The organism is Algoriphagus sp. NF (genome assembly GCF_028823735.1).
Lineage (GTDB): Bacteria > Bacteroidota > Bacteroidia > Cytophagales > Cyclobacteriaceae > Algoriphagus > Algoriphagus marincola.
This window is the reverse complement of sequence record NZ_JAPEIB010000015.1, coordinates 24,358-49,281: the sequence shown is the minus strand read 5'-3', so window position 1 is coordinate 49,281 and position 24,924 is coordinate 24,358. Positions and strand designations below refer to the sequence as shown.

General features: G+C 42.1%; 26 protein-coding genes. 11 read left to right on the top strand and 15 right to left on the bottom strand.

Translation table 11 applies throughout. The annotated features are described in order from the left end of the window. Positions 1-10 precede the first annotated feature (10 nt). The 4 genes from OU792_RS09115 to OU792_RS09100 are packed head-to-tail and all read left to right on the top strand — an operon-like array spanning position 11 to position 4,178. On the top strand, positions 11-967 hold the full coding sequence (locus tag OU792_RS09115; protein ID WP_134202309.1) for an ATP-grasp domain-containing protein: 957 nt from the start codon (positions 11-13) through the stop codon (positions 965-967). Between the two features lie 17 nt (positions 968-984). Continuing rightward, complete coding sequence (locus OU792_RS09110) at positions 985-2,103, top strand: carboxylate-amine ligase (RefSeq protein WP_274669995.1); 1,119 nt, start codon at positions 985-987, stop codon at positions 2,101-2,103. A gap of 38 nt (positions 2,104-2,141) precedes the next feature. Beyond that, entirely contained in the window at positions 2,142-2,975 is an 834-nt protein-coding gene (locus OU792_RS09105) for a type 1 glutamine amidotransferase (protein WP_342453730.1), read from the top strand. A 6-nt stretch (positions 2,976-2,981) separates the two neighbouring features. Further along, a complete protein-coding gene (locus OU792_RS09100; RefSeq protein WP_274669994.1) occupies positions 2,982-4,178 on the top strand; it encodes a hypothetical protein in 1,197 nt (398 codons plus the stop codon). A gap of 8 nt (positions 4,179-4,186) precedes the next feature. Here OU792_RS09100 and pyrE read toward each other — a convergent pair whose 3' ends face one another. Beyond that, complete coding sequence (gene pyrE, locus OU792_RS09095) at positions 4,187-4,828, bottom strand: orotate phosphoribosyltransferase (RefSeq protein ID WP_134202312.1); 642 nt, start codon at positions 4,826-4,828, stop codon at positions 4,187-4,189. Between the two features lie 135 nt (positions 4,829-4,963). Here pyrE and OU792_RS09090 point away from each other — a divergent pair, with 135 nt between their 5' ends. Further along, positions 4,964-5,638, top strand: a complete 675-nt coding sequence (locus tag OU792_RS09090; RefSeq protein WP_026945303.1) for an NUDIX hydrolase — start codon at positions 4,964-4,966, stop codon at positions 5,636-5,638. Here the strand turns inward: OU792_RS09090 and coaD are convergent. The 4 genes from coaD to OU792_RS09070 form a co-directional block, all read right to left on the bottom strand. Beyond that, complete coding sequence (gene coaD, locus OU792_RS09085; protein ID WP_026945304.1) at positions 5,631-6,086, bottom strand: pantetheine-phosphate adenylyltransferase; 456 nt, start codon at positions 6,084-6,086, stop codon at positions 5,631-5,633. The genes OU792_RS09090 and coaD overlap by 8 nt on opposite strands. A 124-nt stretch (positions 6,087-6,210) precedes the next feature. Then, positions 6,211-7,029: a DUF3822 family protein gene (locus OU792_RS09080; protein ID WP_274669993.1), complete on the bottom strand. Its 819-nt coding sequence runs from the start codon at positions 7,027-7,029 to the stop codon at positions 6,211-6,213. 11 nt (positions 7,030-7,040) lie between these two features. Continuing rightward, on the bottom strand, positions 7,041-7,622 hold the full coding sequence (locus tag OU792_RS09075) for a hypothetical protein (RefSeq protein WP_026945306.1): 582 nt from the start codon (positions 7,620-7,622) through the stop codon (positions 7,041-7,043). A 52-nt stretch (positions 7,623-7,674) separates the two neighbouring features. Beyond that, complete coding sequence (locus OU792_RS09070) at positions 7,675-8,184, bottom strand: NUDIX domain-containing protein (RefSeq protein WP_024284922.1); 510 nt, start codon at positions 8,182-8,184, stop codon at positions 7,675-7,677. A 15-nt stretch (positions 8,185-8,199) separates the two neighbouring features. Here OU792_RS09070 and OU792_RS09065 point away from each other — a divergent pair, with 15 nt between their 5' ends. The 4 genes from OU792_RS09065 (at position 8,200) to OU792_RS09050 (ending at position 12,589) form a co-directional block, all read left to right on the top strand. Beyond that, a complete protein-coding gene (locus OU792_RS09065) occupies positions 8,200-9,621 on the top strand; it encodes an ATP-dependent DNA helicase (RefSeq protein ID WP_274669992.1) in 1,422 nt (473 codons plus the stop codon). Positions 9,622-9,746: 125 nt separating this feature from the next. Continuing rightward, the gene (locus OU792_RS09060; protein WP_274669991.1) at positions 9,747-10,142 is read left to right on the top strand and encodes a DUF1573 domain-containing protein; all 396 of its coding nucleotides are present in this window, start codon (positions 9,747-9,749) and stop codon (positions 10,140-10,142) included. A 100-nt stretch (positions 10,143-10,242) separates the two neighbouring features. Further along, the gene (locus tag OU792_RS09055; RefSeq protein ID WP_274669990.1) at positions 10,243-11,991 is read left to right on the top strand and encodes an ABC transporter ATP-binding protein; all 1,749 of its coding nucleotides are present in this window, start codon (positions 10,243-10,245) and stop codon (positions 11,989-11,991) included. A gap of 85 nt (positions 11,992-12,076) precedes the next feature. Continuing rightward, the gene (locus tag OU792_RS09050; RefSeq protein WP_134202316.1) at positions 12,077-12,589 is read left to right on the top strand and encodes a UpxY family transcription antiterminator; all 513 of its coding nucleotides are present in this window, start codon (positions 12,077-12,079) and stop codon (positions 12,587-12,589) included. Between the two features lie 51 nt (positions 12,590-12,640). Here OU792_RS09050 and purB read toward each other — a convergent pair whose 3' ends face one another. Further along, a complete protein-coding gene (purB, locus tag OU792_RS09045) occupies positions 12,641-13,984 on the bottom strand; it encodes an adenylosuccinate lyase (RefSeq protein WP_274669989.1) in 1,344 nt (447 codons plus the stop codon). Positions 13,985-14,184: 200 nt separating this feature from the next. Here purB and OU792_RS09040 point away from each other — a divergent pair, with 200 nt between their 5' ends. Together OU792_RS09040 and OU792_RS09035 are read left to right on the top strand one after the other, a co-directional pair. Next, the gene (locus OU792_RS09040; protein ID WP_134202318.1) at positions 14,185-15,288 is read left to right on the top strand and encodes a ferredoxin--NADP reductase; all 1,104 of its coding nucleotides are present in this window, start codon (positions 14,185-14,187) and stop codon (positions 15,286-15,288) included. Between the two features lie 4 nt (positions 15,289-15,292). Next, entirely contained in the window at positions 15,293-15,784 is a 492-nt protein-coding gene (locus OU792_RS09035; RefSeq protein WP_222584710.1) for a hypothetical protein, read from the top strand. 56 nt (positions 15,785-15,840) lie between these two features. On the opposite strand, the gene OU792_RS09030 is transcribed toward OU792_RS09035, so the two are convergent. The 9 genes from OU792_RS09030 to OU792_RS08990 form a co-directional block, all read right to left on the bottom strand. Continuing rightward, on the bottom strand, positions 15,841-16,770 hold the full coding sequence (locus tag OU792_RS09030; RefSeq protein WP_274669988.1) for a DUF4097 family beta strand repeat-containing protein: 930 nt from the start codon (positions 16,768-16,770) through the stop codon (positions 15,841-15,843). Positions 16,771-16,877: 107 nt separating this feature from the next. Then, positions 16,878-17,708: an outer membrane beta-barrel protein gene (locus OU792_RS09025; protein WP_274669987.1), complete on the bottom strand. Its 831-nt coding sequence runs from the start codon at positions 17,706-17,708 to the stop codon at positions 16,878-16,880. Positions 17,709-17,751: 43 nt separating this feature from the next. Beyond that, on the bottom strand, positions 17,752-18,789 hold the full coding sequence (locus tag OU792_RS09020; RefSeq protein WP_274669986.1) for an outer membrane beta-barrel protein: 1,038 nt from the start codon (positions 18,787-18,789) through the stop codon (positions 17,752-17,754). Between the two features lie 30 nt (positions 18,790-18,819). Further along, a complete protein-coding gene (locus OU792_RS09015; protein WP_274669985.1) occupies positions 18,820-19,575 on the bottom strand; it encodes a hypothetical protein in 756 nt (251 codons plus the stop codon). Further along, a complete protein-coding gene (locus OU792_RS09010; protein WP_026945318.1) occupies positions 19,568-20,137 on the bottom strand; it encodes an RNA polymerase sigma factor in 570 nt (189 codons plus the stop codon). Before OU792_RS09010 ends, OU792_RS09015 begins: the two co-directional genes overlap by 8 nt. Before the next feature lie 201 nt (positions 20,138-20,338). Next, positions 20,339-20,761, bottom strand: a complete 423-nt coding sequence (locus tag OU792_RS09005; protein ID WP_274669984.1) for a carboxypeptidase regulatory-like domain-containing protein — start codon at positions 20,759-20,761, stop codon at positions 20,339-20,341. Between the two features lie 55 nt (positions 20,762-20,816). Continuing rightward, a complete protein-coding gene (locus OU792_RS09000; RefSeq protein ID WP_274669983.1) occupies positions 20,817-22,217 on the bottom strand; it encodes an MBL fold metallo-hydrolase in 1,401 nt (466 codons plus the stop codon). Between the two features lie 62 nt (positions 22,218-22,279). Then, the gene (locus OU792_RS08995) at positions 22,280-24,247 is read right to left on the bottom strand and encodes a PspC domain-containing protein (RefSeq protein ID WP_274669982.1); all 1,968 of its coding nucleotides are present in this window, start codon (positions 24,245-24,247) and stop codon (positions 22,280-22,282) included. A 164-nt stretch (positions 24,248-24,411) separates the two neighbouring features. Then, entirely contained in the window at positions 24,412-24,741 is a 330-nt protein-coding gene (locus OU792_RS08990; RefSeq protein WP_024284937.1) for a PadR family transcriptional regulator, read from the bottom strand. Positions 24,742-24,924: the final 183 nt, after the last annotated feature.

Below are 24,924 nucleotides of genomic sequence, written 5' to 3'. Positions count from 1 at the left end.
CAATAAGAATATGAAGAAGATAGGAATACTTTTCGGGATGGAAGATACTTTTCCTCAGGCTTTTATCGATCGAGTGAATCAAAAAGCAGAGAAGGGGATTATTGCCGAGGCAGTGAAAATTGACAAGGTGATCCAAAATGAGCTTTCCGATTATGCGGTGATTATTGATCGAATATCTCAGGATGTCCCTTTTTATCGTGCCTATTTGAAAAATGCAGCCCTGACAGGTACAGCCGTAATCAACAATCCTTTTTGGTGGAGCGCAGATGACAAGTTTTTCAATAATGCCCTGGCAGATCAGTTGGGAGTTCCTTTACCAAAAACGGTATTATTGCCCTCGGCAGAGCACCCCACGGATACTACTTCTAAGTCCTTTCGAAATCTTGCAGCTCCTCTCGATTGGGATGGCATGTTTGAATACATAGGCTTTCCTGCTTACATGAAGCCTTATGCAGGAGGAGGTTGGAAGAATGTCTATAGACTTGAGAATAAAGAAGAGTTTTTTCAGAAGCATCCCGAAACTGGTCAACTCGTGATGTTGCTACAAGAAGAAATTGTATTTGACGAGTACTTTCGTGTCTATTGCCTTGGCGGAAAGGAGGTTCGCATTATGGAATATGAACCCCGAAACCCGCACCATCTTCGCTATGTGGTGGACAGGGCACCATCCTCGAAAAAGCTTTTAGCTAAGGTCAAAAAATATACGATTGATCTATGTAAAGGATTAGGCTATGATTTCAATACCGTAGAATTCGCTGTGAGGGATGGAATTCCTTACGCCATAGACTTTGGTAATCCAGCACCTGATGCCGATATCAATTCGGTAGGTCAGGAAAATTTTGAATGGGTAGTAGAGGAGGCAGCCAACATGGCGATTCGCTACGCAAAAGCTCAAAAACCAGGAAAGATGAATTTGACTTGGGGGACTTTTGTCAAAAACTCCGTGGAAATGGCTAAGCGCTTTTAGTATTTAACTGTTTGATTATGAGTGTCTCCAATAAAAAACTACCGAAGTTTACACTCGGCGTAGAAGAAGAGTACCAGATCATCGATCCCGAAACAAGGGACCTTCGCTCACACATGTCCAAAATTGTGGAGGGAGGAAAGATTCAGCTCCGAGAGCAAGTAAAAGCGGAGATGCATCAGTCCGTGGTAGAAGTTGGTACCAATATTTGTCAAAACGTACAGGAAGCCAGAAAGGAAGTGGCTTTTTTACGGAATAAAATTGCTGAGCTAGCCGGAAAGCAGGGCTTAATCGTAGGAGCATCGAGTACTCACCCTTTTGCCAAGTGGCAGGATCAGGCTATCACCGATGAGCCCCGCTATCATCATATCGTGGACGAGCTGAAAGATATCGCTAGATCCAATTTGATTTTTGGTCTTCATGTGCACGTCGGCATCGAAAATAGAGAAACTGCCTTGCAGCTGATGAATCAGGCCTGCTACTTTCTCCCCCATATTTATGCCCTGACGACCAATTCCCCATTTTGGGAGGGAAGAGATACAGGTTTTAAGGCTTTCCGAGCAAAGATTTTTGCCAAATTCCCACGGACAGGACTTCCCGAATACTTTGATTCGGTTCAGTCTTATGACAATTATCTGGAGATTTTGGTTAAGACCAATTGCATTGATAACCCCAAGAAAATCTGGTGGGATCTTCGGATGCATCCCTTTTTTAGTACCATCGAATTTCGAATCTGCGATATGTGTCTGACGGTAGAAGAGACTACCTGCATCGTCGCGCTGATTCAAGCTGTGGTTGCCAAGCTTTACAAGCTATTGATGAGCAACACGAGCTTTAATATTTACCGTATCGCATTAATTCGAGAAAATAAATTCCGTGCAGCAAGAAATGGGATTGAAGGCAAATTGATCGATTTTGGTAAGAAATCAGAAGTCCCAACCATCGAATTGATTGCTGAGCTATTGGATTTTATTGATGATGTGGTAGATGAGTTGGGCAGCAGAGAAGAAGTGGAATACGTTCATCAAATTCTAGCTAAGGGCACAGGAGCTGATCAGCAATTGGCAGTCTATCGTGAGACTGGAGACTTGGCAAAAGTCGTAGACTATATCACTGGTAAATTTACCGAAGGTATTTGAGTATTTGCCGTACCTTTGACCCGTAAAAATTAATCGCAGTGGCAAAATCAAAAATCAATCTGGCTATTTTGGATATGTACGACGGGGAGCCCAATCAGGGCATGCGTTGTATTCAAGAGATAGTTGGACGTTTTCAGAAACACATTTCTTTTCGGGTTTTTGACGTTCGGGGAAAATCAGAGGTTCCGGACGTTCAGGATTTTGACTTGTTTATTTCAACTGGTGGGCCAGGTAGTCCACTGGAGGGAAATGGTGAATGGGAATTGAAATATTTCGACTTTCTTGATCAGGTTTGGATTTGGAACCAAAACCATAACCAGAAGAAGTTTTTACTGCTAATCTGTCACTCGTTTCAGATGGCCTGTAAGCACTTTGGGCTAGGAGATATCACTAAAAGGAAATCTACTTCCTTTGGTGTGATGACTATCCACAAGACCGAGGAAGGCTTGTTGGACCCACTGTTTTATAATTTGGACAATCCCTTTTGGGCAGTAGATAGCAGAGATTATCAAGTTATTCGTCCTGAAAAACGAAAATTCAAGCAGTTGGGTGCCAAAATCATCGCCTTAGAAAAGATTCGAAATCATGTAGAGTACGAGCGGGCTTTGATGGGAATTCGCTTTTCCGATGAGATCGTAGGAACCCAATTCCACCCGGAGGCAGATGCGATTTCTTTTTTGGAACACCTCAAAAAGCCGGAGGTGAAGGAAAAAATCATCGCAGTCAAAGGTAAAGCCAAGTTTAGAGATATGATCGAGCACTTGGTAGATGAAGATAAAATTGTCAGGACCAATCAGGTTTTGATCCCTAACTTTTTGGAAAGGGGCATAAAGGCTGTCAATACCTACAGAAAAAAGAAAATTCTAATCTAATGCTCGATGATTGAATCTTACCGTAAGCAATTCAATGCTGAGTTTTCGACGCAAAAATACCAAAAGCTTCTTGACTCGATTCAAGATGACTTTGGATATTCTCCTACTTTTCGGGTAGCAGAAACGCCTTTCTTTATTCCTGATGATTTCAAGGAAAAGTTACTTCAGGCCTGCGAAGACTTAGTCACTTTTATTAGGCAGCCAAAATTCAAGGAATTGACCCAAAGGGCGCTTGACTTGAATATTGAGGTTCCGAATGAGGACCTTCATACCCAGTTTATGGCAATTGACTTTGGGGTATGTGAAGAAGATGGAGTGCTTACTCCTAAGCTGATTGAGGTACAGGGATTTCCTTCAATTTTCAATTTTCAGCATAATCTTTTTCAAAAGCTGAAGAAAGTCTACCCGATGCTGGAAGGCTTTACTCCCTATCTATCAGGACTGGATGAAGATAGCTGTCTTTCTTTGCTGAAAAGCACAATTTTAGGTCAATATGCTCCGGAGGAAGTGGTTTTGTTGGAAATTGAACCTGAAAATCAAAATACGAAAATAGATTTTTCTTACTGTGAAAAAGACCTTGGGATTGCCACTTGCTGTGTAACTAAGGTGATTAAAAAAGGGAAAAAGCTTTTTTACAAAAACCGAGACGGTCAAGAAGTTCAGATAAAGCGAATCTACAATCGGGTAGTGTTTGATGAATTGTTTGCTCGACCAGACTTGAAAATGGAGTTCAGCTTTACTGATGAACTCGAGGTAGAATGGGCCGGGCATCCCAATTGGTACACGCGGATTTCAAAGTTTATTCTTCCCCACCTTCATGGACCTTATTTTATTGAGTCCACTTTGTTGAGTGAGCTTCAGGAAATACCAGAGGATCTTGAAAATTACGTTTTGAAGCCTTTATTTTCTTTCTCGGGTGCAGGAGTAATATTTAATGTGACTAAAGCTGATATTGAGGCAGTCCAAGACAAAGGCTTATATATGCTACAAAAGAAAGTGAGCTATAAGCCTGTAATCCAGGCACCGGATGGATTGGTAAAGGTAGAGGTCCGAATCTTAGCAATCTGGCCTGAGGCTGACGAAAAACCTACTCTAGCAGGAAACCTAGTCCGTCTGAGTCGAGGCGAAATGATAGGGGTCAAATTCAATAAAGACAAAGACTGGGTAGGAGGGTCAATAGGCCTTTTTAGAAAAAAAGCCTAATCATCCCTTTATCCCCAAGCAGATGGGTCTTTTCTCCAAGTTCCAAGTGACTGAAGTGCCTTTTCGTCGATATAGGATTTTGCAACCGCTCTCGGCAAAAGTTGCTCATAATCGCATAGCGTCACTAATTTGACTCCTGCTTTCTCGAAATTCTCAGCTGCTACCGGAAATCCATAGCTGAATATGGCTACCATTCCTAAGACCTCAAATCCTGCATTGCGAAGGTCCTGAACAGCTTTCAAGGAACTTCCTCCAGTAGATACAAGGTCTTCTACCACCACTACTTTTTGACCTGGGGTAATTTGGCCTTCAATCATGTTTTCCATTCCATGACCTTTTGGTTTGGATCGGACATAGAGAAATGGGAGTTCAAGCTCATTGGCTAAAAGTGCCCCCTGTGGAATACCGGCAGTTGCAACACCTGCTATCGCTTCGGCTTGAGGGTAAAAATGCTGAATGGATTGAGTCAAACCATCCCGAATCAGGTTACGGACCTTCGGAAATGATAGGGAAAGCCTATTGTCACAATAGATCGGGGATTTCCAACCTGAGGCCCAGGTAAAGGGCTGTTCGGGCTGAAGACGAATCGCTTGAATTTTCAATAATTGATCGGCTACTTCAGCTGCTAGTTCATTCGATAAAATTTCCATAGCCCAAAAATACAGGAAACCCGAAAGGAATGTTTGTCTTGGTATAAAAAATCTGCATTTTTAAATCTCAAAGAAATGGTAGAACCCTAAGCGTACCTCCATTCAAAAATAACCATTAAACCTTGCCGTGCTTTTATGCGGATTTTTATTAATGACAAACCGCTGGATATAATCAGCTACAAGCAATTAGTCAATCCTGAAAAATTCGAGGGAGTATTTTCTGACTCTCAGGAATTACCCCCAATCAAGCTCTGGCAGGACGATATTTTGTTCAAGGACCCCTCGGTTGATTTAGTGATTCGAATTTTGTACCAATTAAGGACCCGGAAGCTGAGAGAATTAGACTCCATTACTTTGGTCTCCCAGACTAAGGGGGATCTTAAGAGCTTTATCAAAAGTCGCTTCTACACGATCAGAGCTGCTGGGGGGATAGTCTTAAAAGACAAAAAAGTACTTCTGATCCATCGATTGGGAAAGTGGGATTTTCCAAAAGGCAAATTCGATAAGGGCGAAACTCCTGAGCAATGCGCACTTCGTGAAGTGGAGGAAGAATGTGGGATAAAGGTCAAGATGGGAAGTCCTATCTGTAACACCTGGCATACCTATACCCAAAACCGAAAAAGCATCCTAAAAAAGACCTACTGGTATACGATGTCCTGTACAGATGATAGTCAGATGACTCCACAATTGGAGGAGGGAATTGATGATATTCGATGGTTTGGAATCGAGGAGGCTAAAGTAGCTTTGATCAATTCCTATCCATCCATGCGCTGGCTTTTCAAGCAAATGCTGAAGGGAAATTTTAAATAGAATAAGGCAAAAACTCGCTCACATCTCCTCCATAGCGATGCACTTCCCGAATGACGGTGGAGCTGATAGCGGCGTACTGCGGGGAGGTAATCAGGAAAACTGTCTCCAAGTCTTCGTTGAGATAGCGGTTCATTTGAGAAATGGTATTTTCATATTCAAAGTCGGTGGTATTACGAAGTCCCCGAATCAGAAAATTAGCTCCATGCTTTTTGGCGAGTGTTGAAGTAAGCTCATTGTAGACAATAACTTTCACTGAGTCCATACCTTCGTACACTGACTCAATTTTTTTAACCATGAGATCGATATCAAAATAGCGGTTTTTCTTGGTCGAATTATACCCAATGCCAATAATCACCTCATCAAAAATATCCAAGCTTCGCATGACTATATCATGGTGTCCTTTGGTGTAGGGGTCAAAAGATCCGGGGAAAATGGCTGTTTTTTTCATGAGTTTTCTTCTTAAAAAAAGCTGTGTTTTTTGATCAAGCAGACTAGGGAAATTTTAGAAAACCGGCGGTCTACTTTCTGCCTTGAGAGCATTCTGTTTTCTGCCGAAATAGTATAAATGATCTCTATTGATATTGCCAATATACCTCAAAAAGACCCAAATCCTTTATTTTTTTGAATCCGTGTGAATAGTTCTGATTGGCATGAGGAGTTAAAATCCGGACATTGTGGAAATATTCTTGAGCCCATTCTTCTGAGATTTCGGACTTAGAAGGCACTCCATAGATCGTAACCCGAACGTGCTTGGGATTAAAATTCAATTGCTTGATCAGAATCTGTACATACTTGAGCAAGTCTTCCTTCTTTGATATCTCAAACATATTGAAGGTAGTAAGCTCTTGATCGGTAAAGGCCGCTAGATACATTTTACCATCCAAAAGATTAACAAGTATTTCTTGCCCGATCAGATTGAACCGTTCTTTGAAGAGATAAGACAGAAAAGAACAGGAACCATGATAAAAGGAAATTTCAGTAAACCGGGCCTGAAGGCTTCGCTTAAGCTTTTCCTCTATGAATGAAACGATCTGAACATTATTGCTGTCCAGTGATGTGTGGAAAAAATGAGACTTTTCAGGAAGTTCCTGTACATATTCAAGGTAGGTTCTGTCATTTTCGCTCGAATACAAAACCCCAGGAACCAAGCTGAATCCGGATTGATGAAGATAGACCCTGGCTGGCACATCGATTTTTAACAATGGATCTGATATGATGAGTTTTTCCAGAGAGCCCCAATCAAATTTTGGATAAAAATGAATACCAATATTGGCTTGATTCTGATCCTTTGCAAAAATTGCTAAAAAGCTAGGGTATAAAAAAAGTGATAAGCTTGCGGTATCACCCGCATCAAACTTATCACTTTTAAATACTTTTAGAGTGGTTTCCAATTTCGCTTGGATTATTTCCAGTTACCTTCAGTCGAGGCATCTGTTCTGGATCCTACACGAAGAGCCTTCTCGTTGTTGTTCAATCTTCTTTCTGGGTTGATAGGAGCAGGGTCTCTAATTTCGAAAACGTTGATCATGTAGTTATTTCGCTCGATTTTATCTGCGAAAAACTCAAACTGCTTTCCACCTGAACCAGGGACTACTGCTAATCTATCAAGGTCGAAGTCAGGGAATTTACGCTCATTGAATAAGGAGTCAATCACAGGAACAGAACCCAACGTATCGAAAGTGACAGTTGTCTCTTCTTTTCCGTAGTCAAGTAGCTTGGTTGTTTCTGTACGCTGAATCAACCAGATTTCACCTTCTTGGATAAAGGTTTTAAGACTGTCCCATGTGGAAGCATATTTTCCATTGGAAGCTTCGTAAGCAAGCTGGGCATCTCGAAGCATCTGAAGCTTTTCGATGACAGCACCTTCAATTAGAGCAATTCTTTTCTCTGCTTCTACGACATCATCGACGCCTTTCCATAGGAAATAGCCAAGTGCTAATGCACCCAAAAGAAATACGAAGGATAAGACTTTGGTTAGATTCATTTTGATTTGAGTTTTAAAATCTGGGTAAGGTTGATGGTTCTTTTTTGCCGTGCTATTTTAGGTATTTATTTCCAAAATTAAAATATCCTTTCCACAATCCTATCTCTCGGAATGATTTTATTCCCCAAAATACCTGATGAATAGAATCCTGAGGTACGTTTTTAAGATCTTTTAAGCTCATCCATGCGATTTCGCTCAAGATTTGATTCTGGCTTTCGAGCTCTGGATCTATTCCTAAATGCAGCTTTCCGCCGTTCATTTCTACTTCGAAAAACAATTCTATAGCGTGTAAAGGGGGCTTCAAAAATTCATGCACACACAGGAATTTGCCAACTTCGATTTCCAATCCGGTTTCCTCCATAAACTCCCGCTTCAAATTGCTGGGAGCATCCGATCCAAAGTCCATCCCACCTCCAGGTACTGACCAAAAATCCCTCTGATCGCTCATTTTATGTCGGACCATCAGGATTTTTTCATCGCGGATCAATACACCATTTACCCGCGTCCGAAGTTTATTTCCGAATTTCGATTCGATTTCTTGCCCTATTTTGTCTTCTCTCATTTACCTTCGTCTCTTATGGGTAAAGATACTCAGCTAGGTCAGAGACCGTCGGGTTTTATCAGAAAATATTTTCCCTTTGAACCAACAGAGGGGCAGGAGCGGTTTTTTCTTGGGATGGATGAATTTCTGCTAGAGGAGACTGAGGAAAAGCCCACCTTCATCCTAAGAGGCTACGCCGGAACTGGAAAGACCACGCTCGTCTCTGCACTGGTCAAAGTGCTTCCGCGACTCAAAATGAAGTCGCTTTTGCTTGCTCCTACCGGTAGGGCTGCCAAAGTTATGGCTGGGTATAGTTCACGGTCTGCCTTTACTATCCACAAGATTATCTATAAGCCGAAAGAGGAAGTGTCGGGTTTGGGCTTTGGTTTTATTCTTCAGAAAAATTACTTCAAGGAGACGGTATTTATTGTCGATGAGTCTTCCATGCTATCTGACGATGGCGGTATGTCGGGAACGCTTTTAGGGGACCTGATTCGCTTTGTTTTTAGTGGGGAAAATAATCGACTTCTTCTGGTCGGGGATACGGCACAGCTACCTCCGGTGGGAAGTGAATACAGTCCTGCATTGGAGTCTGGATATTTGCAAAGGCAATTTCGGCTGAATGCCTCCCAAATTGAGTTGACTGAGGTGATGCGTCAGCGCCAAGAATCCGGTATTTTATTTAACGCGACGGGATTAAGGCAGCTTTTGGGTGAGAAAGACCCTCAGATCAAATTAAAAACAGGCGGGTTTAGAGATATTTTCAAAATGACGGGTGAGCGGCTTGAAGATGGACTGCGCTATGGATATGACAAATTTGGAAGAGAAAACACCGTGATTGTAACCCGGTCCAATAAAAATGCGGTGCAGTACAATCAATACATTCGGCGCATGATTTTTTTCTATGAAAATGAAATTGATACGGGGGACTTGCTGATGATAGTCAAAAACAACTACACTTACATGGCTGATTCAGACCGGGTGAATTTTTTGGCAAATGGTGACATGGCCGAAATTATGAAGATCAGAAGCTTTGAGGAATTGTATGGGTTTCGATTTGCGACTTTGGAGCTAAGGCTTTTGGATTACCCGGATGAGCCTCATTTCGAAGCAAAGGTGCTACTAGACACACTGTATTCCGCTGCACCAGCATTGACGCGTGAAGAATACCGGAAGCTCTACGATCAGGTTTCGGAGGACTATGCGGATGTCGCAAGTAAAGCTGAGCGAGCGGAATTGATCAGAAAAGACCCGTATTTAAATGCACTTCAGGTGAAGTTTGCTTATGCTTTGACCTGTCATAAGGCCCAAGGTGGTCAGTGGGAGGCGGTATTTGTGGATCAAGGATATTTACCGGATGGTCAGGTTGATCGTGATTTTATACGCTGGCTATATACTGCTGTGACCCGTGCGAAGGAGGAACTCTACCTGCTGAACTTTGCTCCGCAATTTTTCTAAAAGCTGACAAAAGGGCATGTCTGGCTGTTAGAAAAAGTTAAAATACCCTTCGGATCTTATACTGGTCTGGATTTTGAGTTATTATTGAAAAGTTGAATATTTGAATAATTAAAATAATGAGAGATATGAAAAAATTCGGTTTGCTACTTGGCTTATTTGCCTTCTTACTTGTAATCCAAGTCAATGCACAAAGTGAATCTGGCGCAGTGATTACCTTCAAGGAAAAGTCTGTTGATTTTGGCGACATCGTTCAAGGTCAGAAAGTTTCTCACACATTCGAATTGACCAATACTGGTGAGTCTCCATTGGTAATCTCAAATGTAGCCGCTACTTGTGGTTGTACTGTGCCTAGCTGGCCAAAAGAGCCTATCGCTCCCGGGGCATCAGCTGAGATTCAAGTTTCCTTTAATTCAGCTGGGAAAATGGGAAAGCAGAACTCTGTCGTGAGGATTTATTCCAATGCTTCAGAGCCTATTGAAAAGGTTTCACTGATTTCTAATGTGTTGCCCAAGACCAAATAAGATTTTCAACTAAAAAGAATTCAAGCCCGTCATTTTGACGGGCTTTTTTATTATCTGGGAACCAAATCCACAAATTCTTTATTAATTGCCTGTCTACATCATGAAACAGAAACCAAAAGAAAAGCGGGTCAGTATCCAAAAAGTATTTGCTACCATCGTCTGGCCCCGTCGAAAGCACCTACTGCTTGGATTATTTTTAATTGTAATCAGTCGATTAGCAGGATTAGTTCTTCCCGGTGCGAGTAAGTACTTGGTAGATGATGTCATCCCCTCCAATGATCTACAGCTTTTGAAATGGCTGATAATTGCAGTGGTTGCAGCCATTGTGATTCAATCGGTCACATCCTATGCCCTGACACAAATCCTTTCGGTAGAAGCACAAAATCTTATCGCCAAGCTTCGTTCCCAAGTCCAAAGTCATATCATCAAGCTTCCCATTCGGTTTTTTGACAATACCAAAACCGGGGAATTGGTGTCTCGGATTATGAGTGATGTGGAAGGTGTCCGCAACTTGGTGGGGACTGGGTTTGCACAGATGATAGGTGGAATTTTGACTGCGGTGATTTCCTTGATTTTATTAATCAGCATTTCACCGATGATGACCTTGTATGTTCTCGTTCCGGTGATTGTCTTTGGAGTTGTTTCTTTGAAAGCTTTCGGTAAAATCCGCCCAATTTTCAGAGAGCGGGGAAAAATCAATGCCCAAGTCACCGGAAGGCTTACAGAAACACTAGGGGGGATCCGTGTGATCAAAGGCTTCAATGCCGAAGAGCAGGAAATCAAAACATTCCAAAAAGGAGTGGATGAGCTTTTTCAGAATGTGAAATCAAGTTTGACTGCTACCTCTTTTGTCACCTCGGCGGGGACCTTATTACTTGGCTTGGCATCTGCCGGCATCATGGGGATTGGTGGCTGGATGATTATGGAAGGTCAAATGACTTTTGGAGACTTCTTGGCCTTTACGCTCTACTTGGGATTTATGATCGCACCCATCGTTCAAATGTCCAATATTGGTTCCCAACTCACAGAAGCATTCGCCGGCTTGGATAGAACGGAGGAAATCATGAATGCTCCGCTGGAATCGGATGATAAAAAGCGGAAAATCGAACTCCATGATTTTAAAGGAGATGTCCTTTTCGATAAGGTTTCATTCTCATACGAGGAAGGAAAAGAAGTAGTCAAAGAAATCAGTTTCGAGGCTCCAGCAGGGTCAGTCACTGCACTCGTCGGAACTTCGGGCTCTGGAAAGACTACAATAGCCGGTTTGGCAGCTAGTTTTCTGAATCCTGATTCTGGACAGATTTCACTGGATGGAAATGACTTGGGTGAAGTAACTTTGGAGTCTTACCGTTCCCGCTTGGGTGTCGTGCTACAGGATGATTTTCTCTTTGAAGGTACTATCCGCGAAAATATCCTTTTTCCAAGGCCGGACGCCACAGAAGACCAACTTAAACAAGCTGTGCATGCTGCTCATGTTCAGGAGTTCACCGATCGCTTTGAGGAGGGGCTGGACACCTTGATTGGTGAGCGAGGAGTCAAGCTTTCTGGCGGTCAGCGCCAACGAATTGCTATCGCAAGGGCGATTTTGGCTGATCCGAAAATTCTCATCTTGGATGAAGCTACTTCGAATCTGGATACGGAGTCAGAAACGCTCATCCAAGCCAGTTTGAAGGAATTGATGAAAGGGCGTACCACCTTTGTGATTGCTCACCGATTAAGTACGATTCGACAGGCAGATCAGATTTTGGTTATCGAGCAGGGCGAGATCGTGGAGCGCGGCAAACATGATGAATTAATAGCGCTAGAAGGGCGATATTATCAGCTGTATACTTATCAGGCTAGGATTTGATTTCATTTTGATCATAGTCAAAGCCAATGCATTCGATTTGCAAGAAGGTATTTTGTAAATTTGATTTCCCAAATAAATTTTAGAAATGAGTGAACTTCAATGGTACGTGATGTACACGGCTTCGCGTTCGGAAAAAAAGGTAGCGAAAAGACTGAGAGAGAAGGGATGGGACGTTTACCTTCCTTTGGTGACAGAACTTCGTCAATGGTCCGATAGGAAGAAAAAAGTAGAACGTCCACTTTTTAATGGTTATGTATTTGTCAAAACCCAACGAAACCAGCTTTGGGAATGTCTCCAAGAGCCTGGTGCAGTGAAATTCGTCCACTTTTCAGGTCAGCATGCTACGGTTCGGGAAGAGGATTTGGATAAAATCAAACGGATAGTAGAAACGGGAGTAGCTGTTGAAACCGACGGTACTGAAATCGAGCCCGGCGAGCAAGTGGAGGTAATCGGAGGACCACTTCAAAATATGGTTGGGGAATGTATCGAAAAGGGAAATAAAGATTATTTCGTGATCAGAATCCCGGGTATTTACCAGAATATGTTGATTAATCTCCCTCGTAAGTACCTACAGGTGCTTCCCTCCAAAGCATCTTAAATTAAGTTTATTGAAAACAAAAAAGGAATGCTCATGCATTCCTTTTTTACGTTAAAGACCGGTGTAATTGAAGGGTGAAATCTGCTTCAATTCCTGCTTGATCTCATCTGAAACGGCTAAACCCTCGATGAATTTGGCGATGGAATCTTGGGTGATTTTCTCATTTGTTCTTGTAAGATCCTTCAGCGCTTCATATGGTTTTGGGTAGCCCTCGCGTCGTAGAATAGTCTGTATGGCTTCAGCAACTACTGCCCAGTTTTCTTGTAAATCCGAATCGATCGCGGCTCTGTTGAGCTCTAATTTTCCTAGTCCTTTTTTTAGAGACTCCAATGCGATAAGCATATGGCCTAATGGCACTCCAATGACCCGAAGGACGGTGCTGTCTGTCAGGTCCCGCTGCAATCTCGAAATGGGGAGTTTTGCTGAGAGATGCTCCAAAAGTGCGTTGGCAATACCTAGGTTTCCTTCCGCATTTTCAAAATCAATCGGATTTACCTTGTGAGGCATAGCAGAGGAGCCTACTTCTCCAGCCTTGATTTTCTGCTTGAAATAATTCATCGCCACATATTGCCAGACATCTTTCGAAAGGTCCAACAAGACGGTGTTGATGCGCTTCATTGCATCGAAAAGAGCAGCAAGATTATCATAGTGCTCTATCTGAGTAGTGGGAAATGAGCGGGAAAGGCCTAAATATTTTTCTACAAAATGCTTTGCAAAGTCATTCCATGGCAAATGTGGATAGGCAACCAAATGCGCATTCATATTACCTGTAGCGCCACCAAATTTTGCTGAATAGGGGACTGCTTGGAGTTGCTCAAGTTGCTGCTCAATTCGAGTGATAAAAACCTGAAACTCTTTTCCGAGTCGAGTAGGGGAAGCTGGCTGACCATGGGTTTTGGCCAGCATGGGAATGGATTCCCAAGATTTAGCTTGTTCTCTCAGTTTGTTCAATACACTATCAAGCGTAGGCAAGATTACTTTCTCCACTCCCTCTTTCAACATGAGTGGAGTAGCTGTATTATTAATGTCTTGAGAGGTAAGCCCAAAGTGGATGAACTCTTTGAAAGGCTCTTGTCCAAGCTCATCAAATTTTTTCTTCAGGAAATATTCAACTGCCTTTACATCATGATTAGTGACCTTTTCAGTTTCCTTGATCTCTTCTGCATCCTCAAGGGAGAAATTTTTTACAATATTTCGTAGCGCAGCAAAAAGATCCGTGTCAAAATCTGCCAATTGAGGAAGGGGGAGTTCGCAAAGGGCGATGAAATATTCCACCTCTACATGAACTCTATATTTGATCAGAGCAAATTCAGAAAAATAGGCTCTTAAAGCTTCGGTTTTGCCGGCATATCTGCCATCTACTGGACTGATGGCGGTCAGGGGATTGAATTCCATGATTAGATTGGTGATGGTGTACTTTCCAATTTGAGCTGCAATTTACGGCATTGCCTGAAAATATGCCCCGATAGAAGAATAATTATCGATCAGAGCAAACTAAGCGAAAGAAATTATGGTTTGACTATTGAAAAATCAGGCATAAGCTCTGTATTGTCAGTTGCCTCATTAATTTTGCACCCGAATATATCCCTGTAGGAATGTTTAATTTATTCAAGAAGAAGAAACCTGAAGCGAAGAAGTCAAATTTCTTACCTTTAAAAGTGAGGGAAGTAGTCAGGGAAACGCCAGATACTGTAAGTATATATTTTGAGCAGCCAGAACCTTTCTTGGAGTACAAACCCGGTCAGTTTTTGACTTTGGTTATGGACTTTGAGGGTAAGGAGCATAGACGCTCTTACAGCCTTTGTACATCTCCTTTCGTCGATCCTTTTCCTGGGATTTCGGTCAAAAAGGTAGCCGGAGGTCTTTTCTCCAACTATCTCAATGAGAAGGTTTTTCCGGGTAAAACTATCAACGTTCTACCTCCTTTGGGAAATTTCACGGTTGATTTCCACAGCTCACTTCAGCGGCACTTTATTCTGGTAGCGGGTGGAAGTGGAATTACGCCTATCATGGGGATATTAAAATCTGTTTTGGTCAATGAGCCCAAGTCCATTGCGACATTAATTTATTGCAGCCGAAATGAGGAAATGATCATTTTTAAGGATCAACTCGAAAAGCTGGAAAAGGCCAACCCTGATCGCCTAAGGGTAGAGCATGTTCTTAGCCAACCTTCATCCGAGTGGACAGGAACTCATGGCCGATTGAATCAAGACAAATTCAAAGAACTTGTCGCTAATGCCGAGTATGAGCAGCGATATGAAGAAATCTATTTTCTCTGCGGACCAGAAGGAATCATGAGCACTGCTCAAAATGTTCTCAACCAAATCGGAGTACCTGATGAGCGTGTCCATACCGAAAGCTTTTTCTCAGCAGCTGCAGAGCAAGCCAAGGCAGATGCAAAAGCCGGGATTGCTTCGGGAGTTTTGACAAGGGATGTGAAAATTACTTTGGAAGGTGACGATCATCTTGTAAGCGTATCTCCGGACAAAACCATCTTAGAAGCTGGTCTGGAAGCAGGTTTGGATATGCCATATAGCTGCCAAAGTGGGCTTTGTACTGCTTGTCGTGGTAGAATTACCTCTGGTCAGGTGAAAATGGACGAGGATGCAGGTCTAAGTCCAAAAGAGATCGAAGAAGGATATATTTTATGTTGCTCATCTCGTGCAGTGAGTGACGACATTAAAATCACAATCGAATAGAGTTTTGGAATTAGATATAGAAAAGCTTAAAAAGAGCTACCGAAAGCAGGAGGTAACCTCGCTGATATTGATGTTGGTTGCTCTGCCTATATTCGGAATTGTATACCTCTATTATACTTCTGGTAATTTAGACTGGGATCTACCTCAAATTCCAGATTTCTTCAGGGGCTTAATGATTGGTTCTGGATACGGCTTGTTGATTGGCCAATTTTTTATTTTTCGGGACGAATTGAAAAAAGCTAAATCAGAAAATGTATTTGAAGGAAAAGTGATGCAGTATCTTCGTGCTTCTCAAAAGCGCGTTGGTTTTCTGTTTTTAATATCCTTGATCAGTGCAGTAGGTTTACTGTTTTTCCAAAGTGCCTGGTTTGTAATCATGTTTGCAGTGGCACTCGTGTTTTTTTCTTTAGCTAAAGTCACACCTGACCGGATGAAGCGACTACTGAAGCTCAGTAAAGAAGAAGGCGAAATTGCCCGTTTGATTTCAAGACCATAAATGAAAAAGCCCTTTTTGATAGTCAAAAAGGGCTTTTTTGTGATTAAATAGTTGGTTTAGTTTTCAATGGAAATGCTTCCTGAAGTGATCTTACCTTTGACCCATGAGGCAGCCCCATTATCCAGTTCTAGACTTTTATTACCCCTAGAGTTTCCTACTCGTAGGTTACCGGAAGATGCGCTCAGATCAAAATTGAAGTTTTCCAGGTTCGAATTGGTTTGAATTCGGAAGTTTCCTGAAGAACCTGAAAAACTGGTATTTGGGCCAAGCCCGGCATTTTCAGCTCGCATCGATCCGGATGTAAATTTCAAGGCGCCGAGTGCACCGATATTTTCTAGTTCAGCTCTCCCAGAAGTAAACTGCACGTTGATTTCGCCTCTGATATCAGAAGCGTTTAATGAACCACTGGTGGATTTGTAAGAAACATCTCCGTCTACTTGTGAGATTTCCCCTCGACCTGAAGTCAAGGATGCAGTGACGTTGCCACCAATGATCGAAGCTATTAAATTACCTGAGGTTCCACCGATAATTAAATCCCCCTGAATATCTTCGGCAGTGATTCTACCAGAAGTTACTTTGAGACGAGTCGTCTCGGAATTAACCCGGCTGATCTTGGCACTTCCTGAGCTGTTTTGGACGTCCAATTGAATGGATTCGGGACCTTTGATCCGGATGTATCCATTGTTTTTGGAGTTTCCCCAGCTTACGGTGCGACTTCCGCGCTCATACTTGATTTTCAATACATTACCTAGCGTGACAAATACGATGTCCTGATCTTCGTCATTGGACTCTAGATATGCTTCTACCTGAACTTCGTCTCCGAAGCCTCCTTCGTAAGTCACTTCAAGCCAACCACCCTCAATTTCGAGTTTTTCGATATTTGAATAGGATTTGTTGACGTCCACAAGGACATTTTGTGCAAAAGCACTACTTCCTATCAGAAGTAGTGCAAAATAGAGGTTGAAAGTTTTCAAAATATTATTCATGTGATTTTAATTTGTTTTTCAAAGGTCACATGGAATCTCGTATGGTTTACAATTATTTCGAAGTGTGTTAACTCCGATATACTCGATTTCATAGTGTGTTATTGGTTTTAATCTACTCGAAGTCCAAAACTAATCGCTTGCAATTCAGGTCCTAAGCCCGGCTGAAACAAGTCATTCAAATCATAATTGAAGAAAAAGGTCACATCGCCGACACCTATTTCTCCTCGGAGGCCGTACCGGAAGTTTTCAACATACATGTTGGATTTGGTAAAGACCTTTTGCTTATCACCATCCAAGTCGTCATAGACATATTTACCTCTGCCACCTAGTCTAAATCCAGCATAGCCACCAGCACCAATTCTGAAATTGCCATCATTGGTTCTAAAAGTAGGTACTAGGGTCAACGTGGCATAGGAAGCAGAAATTTTCGATTTGGTAGGTACACCTTCAGGACCGTTTGGTAAATCTTCAAAGTTGACAAAGTCAAGCCCATCAGGATTTCTCACTGCGATAGTACCTCTATCCTCGAATTTAAAGTTGTACCAATTCACTCCCAGTGTGGATCGAAGATGGAAGTTTTTACTGGCCTTCCAAGTACCTACAGAGTGAAGTGATACATACCAACTTCCCCAAGGTTTCACCTGCGGTGCGCCCTTATCATTTGGATACATGCTGAGACCTATTTCACTTTCCAAAAAGTTGTAATAAAACTTATTGGTAGACTTTCGGATGTACTTTTCGGAGTCATTGTCAAGCTGGTTATCCTCTTCCCATTCTATGAGCTTGGTGCCATCTGCGTATTTGGTGACAGTCCAGCTTTTGCCCATGATGGTGTAGTCTAAAGTCTTTTCCACTTTTTTGGTGGTATCCTGTGATTGTGCAAAAGTTCCCGAAGCAAAAATCACAAGAGCTAGGATAAATAGTGGTAGTTTTCTCATTGGTTTTGTATTGATAGTTGGTAAAAATCTTATAATGAGTGGTTTAGAATACGATGCCAAATGTAATCGGATTCAATTCAGGGCCTTTTCCGTTTTGGAAAAGATTGTTGAGGTCATAAGTGGAGAAGAAAGTAAATCGTCCTACTCCGATTTCTCCCCGGACGCCATAACGCAAATTGTTAAGGTATAAGCCGGTATTTTGCTTGTCTTTTTTACGTCCTGAGCCTCCAAGTTCGCGGTAGACAAATTTAGATTGACCTCCCAATCTGTAACCTACGTAGGGTCCTGCTGCGATTCGAAGTCCTCTTCTCCCATTATCATTCATTCTCCCAAAGTCCAATTCCAGCATGGTCATGGCAGTAAGGTAAGAAGCTGAAATTTTGCTCTTGAACCCGTCTACATCTGTACGCTGAGTAAACTCAATCATGTCGTCTCCTCGTACTGCTTGGAAGTCTCGATTTTCAAACTTGAAGTTGTAGAACTGAAAGCCTACACCGAAATTCCAGTAAAATCCCTTGGAAATACGCTGGGCAGCCATCCAGTTCAGTCCCACATTCCAGCTTCCCCAACCTTTGACTGCGTAGGGATTGTCTGAAGTTGGAAATTGTCCATCTGCGTCGAGGTAATTGTTGACGCCAAGGTCCACATTAAAGAAGGTTCGAAAAGCGGGTTCTTCCTTTTTGGACCGATTGGTTTCGATTTTGACTTTGGTATTGGCGCCTGTTTCATCTACATAGACGCGCATACCTCCGATTTGCACTTCGGTCTCCAGTCCATCTTCTCGTACTTTCACCACTTCTTTGGTCGATCCATCTTTCTTACGGATTTCTACGATAGTCAATTCGCCAGTCTCTTCATCTTCTTCAAGACCCAGGGATCTGATTATCTCATTGATATCCATCGATTTAAGTCGTTCAAAATCTTCTTTATTTTCGACGATAATCACGACTTTACCGGATTTTCCGAATTCGACTATCACAGAGTCTTTGTTGATCAGGTGATCATTGGATGGCAAGCTGTTGTATGCAAAAGCAGTTTGCACAAGGGCCATCAGGCAGAATAATAGCAGGTACTTTCTCATTTTTGTATAAATAAATAGGTGGTGGTTTTTTTATTCTTCAGTTACTTTTTCTTTTCGAGTCACCAGGGCAGTAAACAAGTTGTTTTTGGCATCCTGTAGATTTGCAAAGCCTTCATCGACTTTCCCCAAAAGACCTTCTACTTGATTGACTTTTCGACCGATATCAGCGATCAGGTTTTTATCTTCTTTGATTCCGTCGGAAATGATGGTCACTCGATATGCCGGTTCTTCTACAGGTTTTGCTTCAGCGATCAATAGACCTTGGTTGATTTCTGCAGTTGATACACTTGGTAGTTCTACTTCTTTGTTGATTCTGATTTCAGGTAATTCTTCTCGGACTTTTGGTTCTTCGATTTCCGTCTCCGCTTGCGCAATCAGGTTTTGAGGAGTCTGGAATTCATTTTTCACAGGTGGTTTTGGCTCATTTCTTGGCGATTCTTCCTCCTTAATGATTTTAATACTTGATTCCTTTTCATCAGTTTTCTGAGCTTCTTCTGTTTCAGCGATAGTTACTGGTGGAGTTTCCACAGAGTTCGGCTCGGTGATTTCCTCCGAAAGAAGGTTTTGTTCTTCAATTGGACTGTCGGTTCTGCGAAGGAGGCTACCGACGGTAAGTAATAAGACCACTGCTGCAGCTACTGCCCACCATACAAAAGGGGCTGATTTCTTTTCTTGCTTAGGCAACTGGTTTTCAAGTCTCTCCCAAGCCAATCGACTGGGTTTGACTTCGTGATTCTCCAGGTTTTCCCGAAAAATCATATCCAAGTTTTCTTTATTCTTAGCCATTGATTCTCTTTTTTATGAGTTGTTGACTGGCGATTTTTTCTTTCAATACATTCCTTGCACGGTTCAGTTGGGATTTCGAAGTGCTTTCGCTGATTCCCAGTAGATCTGCAATTTCCTGATGTGCATAGCCTTCAATTGCATAGAGGTTGAAGACTGTCCGGTATCCTACAGGTAGGCTTTCTACCATGTCCATTAAATCCTCTGCTTCGAGATCTGTACTTTCGTAGTGGAAGTGCTCATATTGATGATCTTCTTCCACATGTACTTCCATCATGAGATGGCGATTACTTCTCAAAGTCATGAGGGACTGAGTGACGACGATTCGTTTCATCCAGCCTTCGAAGCTGCCTTTTCCCTCGTACTGAGGTAGTTTTTCGAATATTTTCATGAAGCTTTCGATCATTACGTCCTCTGCATGCTCTCTATTCTTCAGGTAGCGAAGGCATATCGCCAGAAATTTGCCTGAATAGCTATCGTACAATGCCCGCTGAGCCGAACGGTCTCCTTTGAGGCATCCCTTGATTAGCTTTTCGTCTGAAGAATAGTTGGTTTTAAATAACATTCTTGGTGGCTTTCAATGAGGTAGATGTTACTTTTGAAAAATTGGTTGCATGCAGCGTGAAAATAAGTTAAAAAAATATTTAAATAACTGAAAATCAGTGAATAAAATATGGTGTTTGAATTAGCATAGCTTTTACGCCATACTTTTATCAAGCTTGAAACGCTGAATTCCACTAAAGTTTTGCCTTGGTAGGTTAAGCATTTAGAAGAATGCTTTGTAATTGATGATGATATCCAACGTAGTCCACTCGGCCTTTTTGACGACAACAGGTTGTATACTTCCATTTCCATCAAACATATTGGCGAACAAGCCTTCTTCCTCCTTCACAAAAATGGAGTAAGTTCCAGGAGCTAACTGAATGCTGTACTTACCATCTGCATCGGACTGGACAGAATCAATCGGCTCACCTTTTACTCTACTGAATAAAGCTCCTTCTCGCGCCGCATCGGATAGGTTAGTCAAAGGATAAATCAGCAGCATTCGCTCTGCCGGTACTCCTTTTGGATTGACTTCAGAGGACTTTCCGTCTTCGCTTATCATAGGCATTTGATTTCCCTCGAGCCAAGTGACTTTCCCCTGTATTCCCTGACCGTCAGAAAGTGGAGGCTTGCAGGAATTTGTCATAAGAATGGGAATTAGAAGAAGTGCTATGATAATTTTCGAAGACATGTTTGTAGGCTTAAATATTTTCAAAAAGCAGAACGGACTCTAGGTAATTTGGAATAATCGTTCTCCAGCCTAGTTCGAAGTCCAACTTATGTGCCAATTCCTCGGAGTTTTTCCCCTCTCCATGTACGATAAAAGTTATTTTAGGACTTTCGGTAAAGCCTTCAGCCCATTCCATCAATTCTTCCTGGTCAGCATGTGCAGACAATCCGTCTATTTGATAGATTTTGGCTTCATTTGGCACTTGATTTCCGTAAATGGTAATAAATTTTTCGCCCTCAATAAGTCTCCTACCACGAGTTCCTTCGGCCTGAAAACCAACGAAAATCACCCCATTCTTTGGGTTTGGAAGGTGATGGTATAGATGATGAAGTACCCGGCCACCTGTCGCCATCCCCGAGGCGGAAATAATGATCGCGTTCCCTCTGAATTCATTCAATGACTTTGAGTCTTCTTGTTTTCGATAGTATTTGAGCTGTGGATGATCAAAAGGATGAGCATCTTCCTCTTCAAGTACAGCACTTAGTTGATGATCATTTCGAAACTTCATGTAAAGCTCTGTCGCATTGATACCCATAGGGGAGTCAACAAAAACAGGGACTTTAGGTATTTTTCCCTTTTGCATCAGTTGAAAAATATGATACATCACCAGCTGGGTACGGCCAACTGCAAAAGAAGGGATGATCACCAAACCTCCTCTGTCAAAAGTGTCTGTAATTGCAGCTGCCAATTCTTCTCCAGGGCGTGATTTTGTTGCAATTCTATCTCCATAAGTTGACTCGATCCAGAGAATATCAGCTTTTGGGATAAGGGTAGGAGGGTACAAAATCGGATCATGGAACCTGCCCAAGTCACCAGAGAAAACTAGTCGCTTTTTTTGGGTATCTCCTTCAATCAAAACTTTGACAATGGCTGCACCTAGAATATGACCTGCATGATAATAGGTGACGGTAATCTTGGGGTGAATGGAAAAGGGCTTTTCGAAATCCTGTGTAACGAAAAGCGGAAATACAGCCTCAGCGTCTTCTGCGGTGTAAAGTGGCTGTGGGTTGTCATGTCTGGAGTAGCCTTTTTTTCTTGCATATTCAGCTTCTTCTTCCTGGAGCTTTCCAGAGTCCAACAGTAGAATTTTGGCTAATTCTGCGGTGGCTTCTGTGCAATATATCGGACCATTGAAGCCTTGCTTTACCAGACGAGGAAGGTATCCGATATGATCTAAGTGTGCATGAGTAAGGATGACTGCCTCCATTTGGTCAAGAGGCATGGGGAATTTGTCCCAGTTTCGCTCTCTGAGTTCTCTTCTTCCCTGAAACAACCCACAATCCACCAAAAACTCAAAATCACCAGTATCAATCAAATATTTTGAACCGGTCACTGAACCTGCTCCTCCTAAAAATTTTGCGCTGATGTTCATCTGATCTTTTTTTGGAGAAGTTACAAAAAAAGGGACACTCGGCTAGGAATGTCCCTCTTTTTTTAGTCAAGAGAATCGAGTCGCTGCAGGTATTTAGCCCTCGAAAGACTGTCTAAGGTCTCTCTGCTCGTACTTTCATTTTGATCCTCGTTTTCGGCATCTTCCTCCTCTTCATAATCCACTTCATCACTGACTTCTGGAATTTCACAGGTAAGGCAAACTAAGCCCGCCTCATTGAAGGCCCAAGTATTTCCTTCCTGTACGTCTCGATTTCTATACCCATTTCTATAGATAGTATTTCGGAGAATTTCCAAAAGAGATCGATCCATAATGAATGGTTTTTCATAAGGGATTGACATGGTGAGACTGACGCGCTGACCTCTAAAGATCTCAATAGCGCTGTAATCATATCCAGGAGGGAAAGTCACTACAGAATCTTGTATGCTGATGTTGTATGACAGTAGTTTTGCGTTTTCCAATGATTCAGCCTTTGTTTTTCCTCTGGAGAAAAACTCCTTCTCTAGCGTTACTAAGGAATCGGGAGTTCCGATCAGCTTAAGGCTGACCTCATTAAAATCTGGATCTTCGGCTTGATTATCCAAGGTCAATACCATCGTCCCACCGGTTGCGGAAATAATTTCAGTTTCTTGATATCGATTTTCGTTTTTGAATTGACTGACTATTCTTGGGACTTGGAATAAAGCTATCCCCAAGCATAGGAGCCAAAGAGCAAATGCGATCAATCCGAATCGATTAGCAACCAGATTCTTGCGAATCAGCACACTCAGTCCAAGAAGCATAAAGATGACACCAGGTATAATCATCAAGAAGGATGAACTAATGGCTAGCCAACTAGGTACAATTCCGGTGAATAGCTCAAAAGGAACTTCCCCTGTCGTCATGACATAATCATTTGGATTGAGATACTCAAAGAAGAAGGCTAGTACGATCAAAGGTGAAATGGTCAATGATAGTCCAATAAAGAAGACGATCATCCCAAATATGACCCGAAAGACTACCAATAGAAATTTACCCAAAGGTCCTAAGGCTTTTCCTATTGCCTCAATTACTTGTCCCAAAACCCGGAACGGTGCCATCAGAATTCTCTTTGCAGAAGATTCTGGCTGAGGAGGAATAGGGTTCATGTTTTCCTTTAGCGTCGAATCAATATTATCCAAGGTGATTTCCCCACCTTTCATTTTGATTCGCTCAGTGATGGAAAGGGCCACCGGCGTGATAATCCACAAGATCAGGTAAATCAATACTCCGGAACCACCGGCTATGGTAAGGAATACGAAGGCCAATCTGACCCAAAGTACTTCGACTCCGAAATAAGCAGCTAAGCCACTCGCTACGCCTCCTAAGGCCTTGTCGTCAGGATTTCTGTATAGCTTTTTGATCGACTTATCTTCTTCATAATCATAGCTAACTGGAAGGATGATCCACATCACGATGTAGGCTACCAGGGTGAAGAAGCCAAATGAGAATTTAAATCTTACCTCATCAAAAATCCAAAAGCCAGGGCCTTCGAATATGCTATTAAACTGACCGCTGAAGAGCAATAAAAGCGCAATCAAACGAATCCAAAGCGGGTCAATCCTGAAGTAGTTAGCGATTCCGGCGCATACACCTCCCAGAATTTTCTTGGGTTCGGATCGCATGAGTTTTTTATACCCTTGCTTCTCATCTCCTGGAGGAGTCACGTATTTATAGAAGTCCTCTTGCGTAGTTTCTTCTTTCTCCGGAGCAGCTTCTTCTTCTTGTTCTACGGAGACGAAATCTGCAATAGTCCCCATTTTCTTGATGAGGTTATCTACGTTTTCCGCAGTGATTACCTGCTTGTTGTTTTTAAGATTGCTGAGAAAAATCTCCGCAATTCTGTTTTCGATATCAGAAATGATTTCCTGATTATCGGAGTAAGAGGAGAAATGTCTATTGATCGCATCGAGATATTTTCGAAGGGTATCGTAGCCATCCTCTTCGATGTGGAATAAAATTCCGCTTATGTTGATACTTATGGTCTTTTTCATGTGTGTGATTTTTTTTAAGAGGTCACAAAGCTTGTCCCGAACTCGATTCGGGAGAATCTCGCATGGGATTTTCAATCGATAAGGGCTTTGGCCCTAGTATTTTTTGAGTAATGCTCGATTTCATGATTTTTTCTTTTTTCGACTACTTCTGCTTTGGTCTTGGATTATTTTTTTCGGGTGATCATTTGGGTGGAATCCAAGATGGATTGCCAGGTTTCCTGTAGGGTAGAGAGAAATTCTTTGCCCTGTTCTGTAATAGAATAGTACTTTCTCGGAGGCCCAGATTCAGATTCTACCCAGCGGTATTTGACCAGCTCCGCAGCTTTGAGACGATTGAGAAGAGGGTACAATGTGCCTTCGACTACGATCATTTGCGCTTGAGTTAGTTCCTCTATAAGATCAGAGGTATAAACTTCATCGCGCGAAATGATATGAAGGACACAGAGTTCTAGTAGTCCCTTTCTCATTTGAATTTGTGTGTTGGCTATATTCATGTCGATAGTGGTGATAGTCTTTTTCAGCCAAAATATTCTCTTCTATTCACTGAAAAGATATTTGCCTTGCTGATAATTAATGAAAAATGATACCAATCTTTTCCAAGCTACCTTGTAATGCCTAATTCTAGGCATGAAGTAGGGAGTTTCGAATTGAAAACCATTTAAAAATCCCTATTTGGG

Excerpts from the sequence above, each read along its gene's own strand:
- OU792_RS09115 (WP_134202309.1), top strand. The coding sequence starts at position 11 with ATGAAGAAGATAGGAATACTTTTCGGGATGGAAGATACTTTTCCTCAG.
- OU792_RS09110 (WP_274669995.1), top strand. The coding sequence starts at position 985 with ATGAGTGTCTCCAATAAAAAACTACCGAAGTTTACACTCGGCGTAGAA.
- OU792_RS09100 (WP_274669994.1), top strand. The coding sequence starts at position 2,982 with ATGATTGAATCTTACCGTAAGCAATTCAATGCTGAGTTTTCGACGCAA.
- pyrE (WP_134202312.1), bottom strand. The coding sequence starts at position 4,828 with ATGGAAATTTTATCGAATGAACTAGCAGCTGAAGTAGCCGATCAATTA.
- OU792_RS09090 (WP_026945303.1), top strand. The coding sequence starts at position 4,964 with ATGCGGATTTTTATTAATGACAAACCGCTGGATATAATCAGCTACAAG.
- coaD (WP_026945304.1), bottom strand. The coding sequence starts at position 6,086 with ATGAAAAAAACAGCCATTTTCCCCGGATCTTTTGACCCCTACACCAAA.
- OU792_RS09075 (WP_026945306.1), bottom strand. The coding sequence starts at position 7,622 with ATGAATCTAACCAAAGTCTTATCCTTCGTATTTCTTTTGGGTGCATTA.
- OU792_RS09070 (WP_024284922.1), bottom strand. The coding sequence starts at position 8,184 with ATGAGAGAAGACAAAATAGGGCAAGAAATCGAATCGAAATTCGGAAAT.
- OU792_RS09065 (WP_274669992.1), top strand. The coding sequence starts at position 8,200 with ATGGGTAAAGATACTCAGCTAGGTCAGAGACCGTCGGGTTTTATCAGA.
- OU792_RS09060 (WP_274669991.1), top strand. The coding sequence starts at position 9,747 with ATGAAAAAATTCGGTTTGCTACTTGGCTTATTTGCCTTCTTACTTGTA.
- OU792_RS09055 (WP_274669990.1), top strand. The coding sequence starts at position 10,243 with ATGAAACAGAAACCAAAAGAAAAGCGGGTCAGTATCCAAAAAGTATTT.
- OU792_RS09050 (WP_134202316.1), top strand. The coding sequence starts at position 12,077 with ATGAGTGAACTTCAATGGTACGTGATGTACACGGCTTCGCGTTCGGAA.
- purB (WP_274669989.1), bottom strand. The coding sequence starts at position 13,984 with ATGGAATTCAATCCCCTGACCGCCATCAGTCCAGTAGATGGCAGATAT.
- OU792_RS09040 (WP_134202318.1), top strand. The coding sequence starts at position 14,185 with ATGTTTAATTTATTCAAGAAGAAGAAACCTGAAGCGAAGAAGTCAAAT.
- OU792_RS09030 (WP_274669988.1), bottom strand. The coding sequence starts at position 16,770 with ATGAATAATATTTTGAAAACTTTCAACCTCTATTTTGCACTACTTCTG.
- OU792_RS09025 (WP_274669987.1), bottom strand. The coding sequence starts at position 17,708 with ATGAGAAAACTACCACTATTTATCCTAGCTCTTGTGATTTTTGCTTCG.
- OU792_RS09020 (WP_274669986.1), bottom strand. The coding sequence starts at position 18,789 with ATGAGAAAGTACCTGCTATTATTCTGCCTGATGGCCCTTGTGCAAACT.
- OU792_RS09015 (WP_274669985.1), bottom strand. The coding sequence starts at position 19,575 with ATGGCTAAGAATAAAGAAAACTTGGATATGATTTTTCGGGAAAACCTG.
- OU792_RS09010 (WP_026945318.1), bottom strand. The coding sequence starts at position 20,137 with ATGTTATTTAAAACCAACTATTCTTCAGACGAAAAGCTAATCAAGGGA.
- OU792_RS09005 (WP_274669984.1), bottom strand. The coding sequence starts at position 20,761 with ATGACAAATTCCTGCAAGCCTCCACTTTCTGACGGTCAGGGAATACAG.
- OU792_RS09000 (WP_274669983.1), bottom strand. The coding sequence starts at position 22,217 with ATGAACATCAGCGCAAAATTTTTAGGAGGAGCAGGTTCAGTGACCGGT.
- OU792_RS08995 (WP_274669982.1), bottom strand. The coding sequence starts at position 24,247 with ATGAAAAAGACCATAAGTATCAACATAAGCGGAATTTTATTCCACATC.
- OU792_RS08990 (WP_024284937.1), bottom strand. The coding sequence starts at position 24,741 with ATGAATATAGCCAACACACAAATTCAAATGAGAAAGGGACTACTAGAA.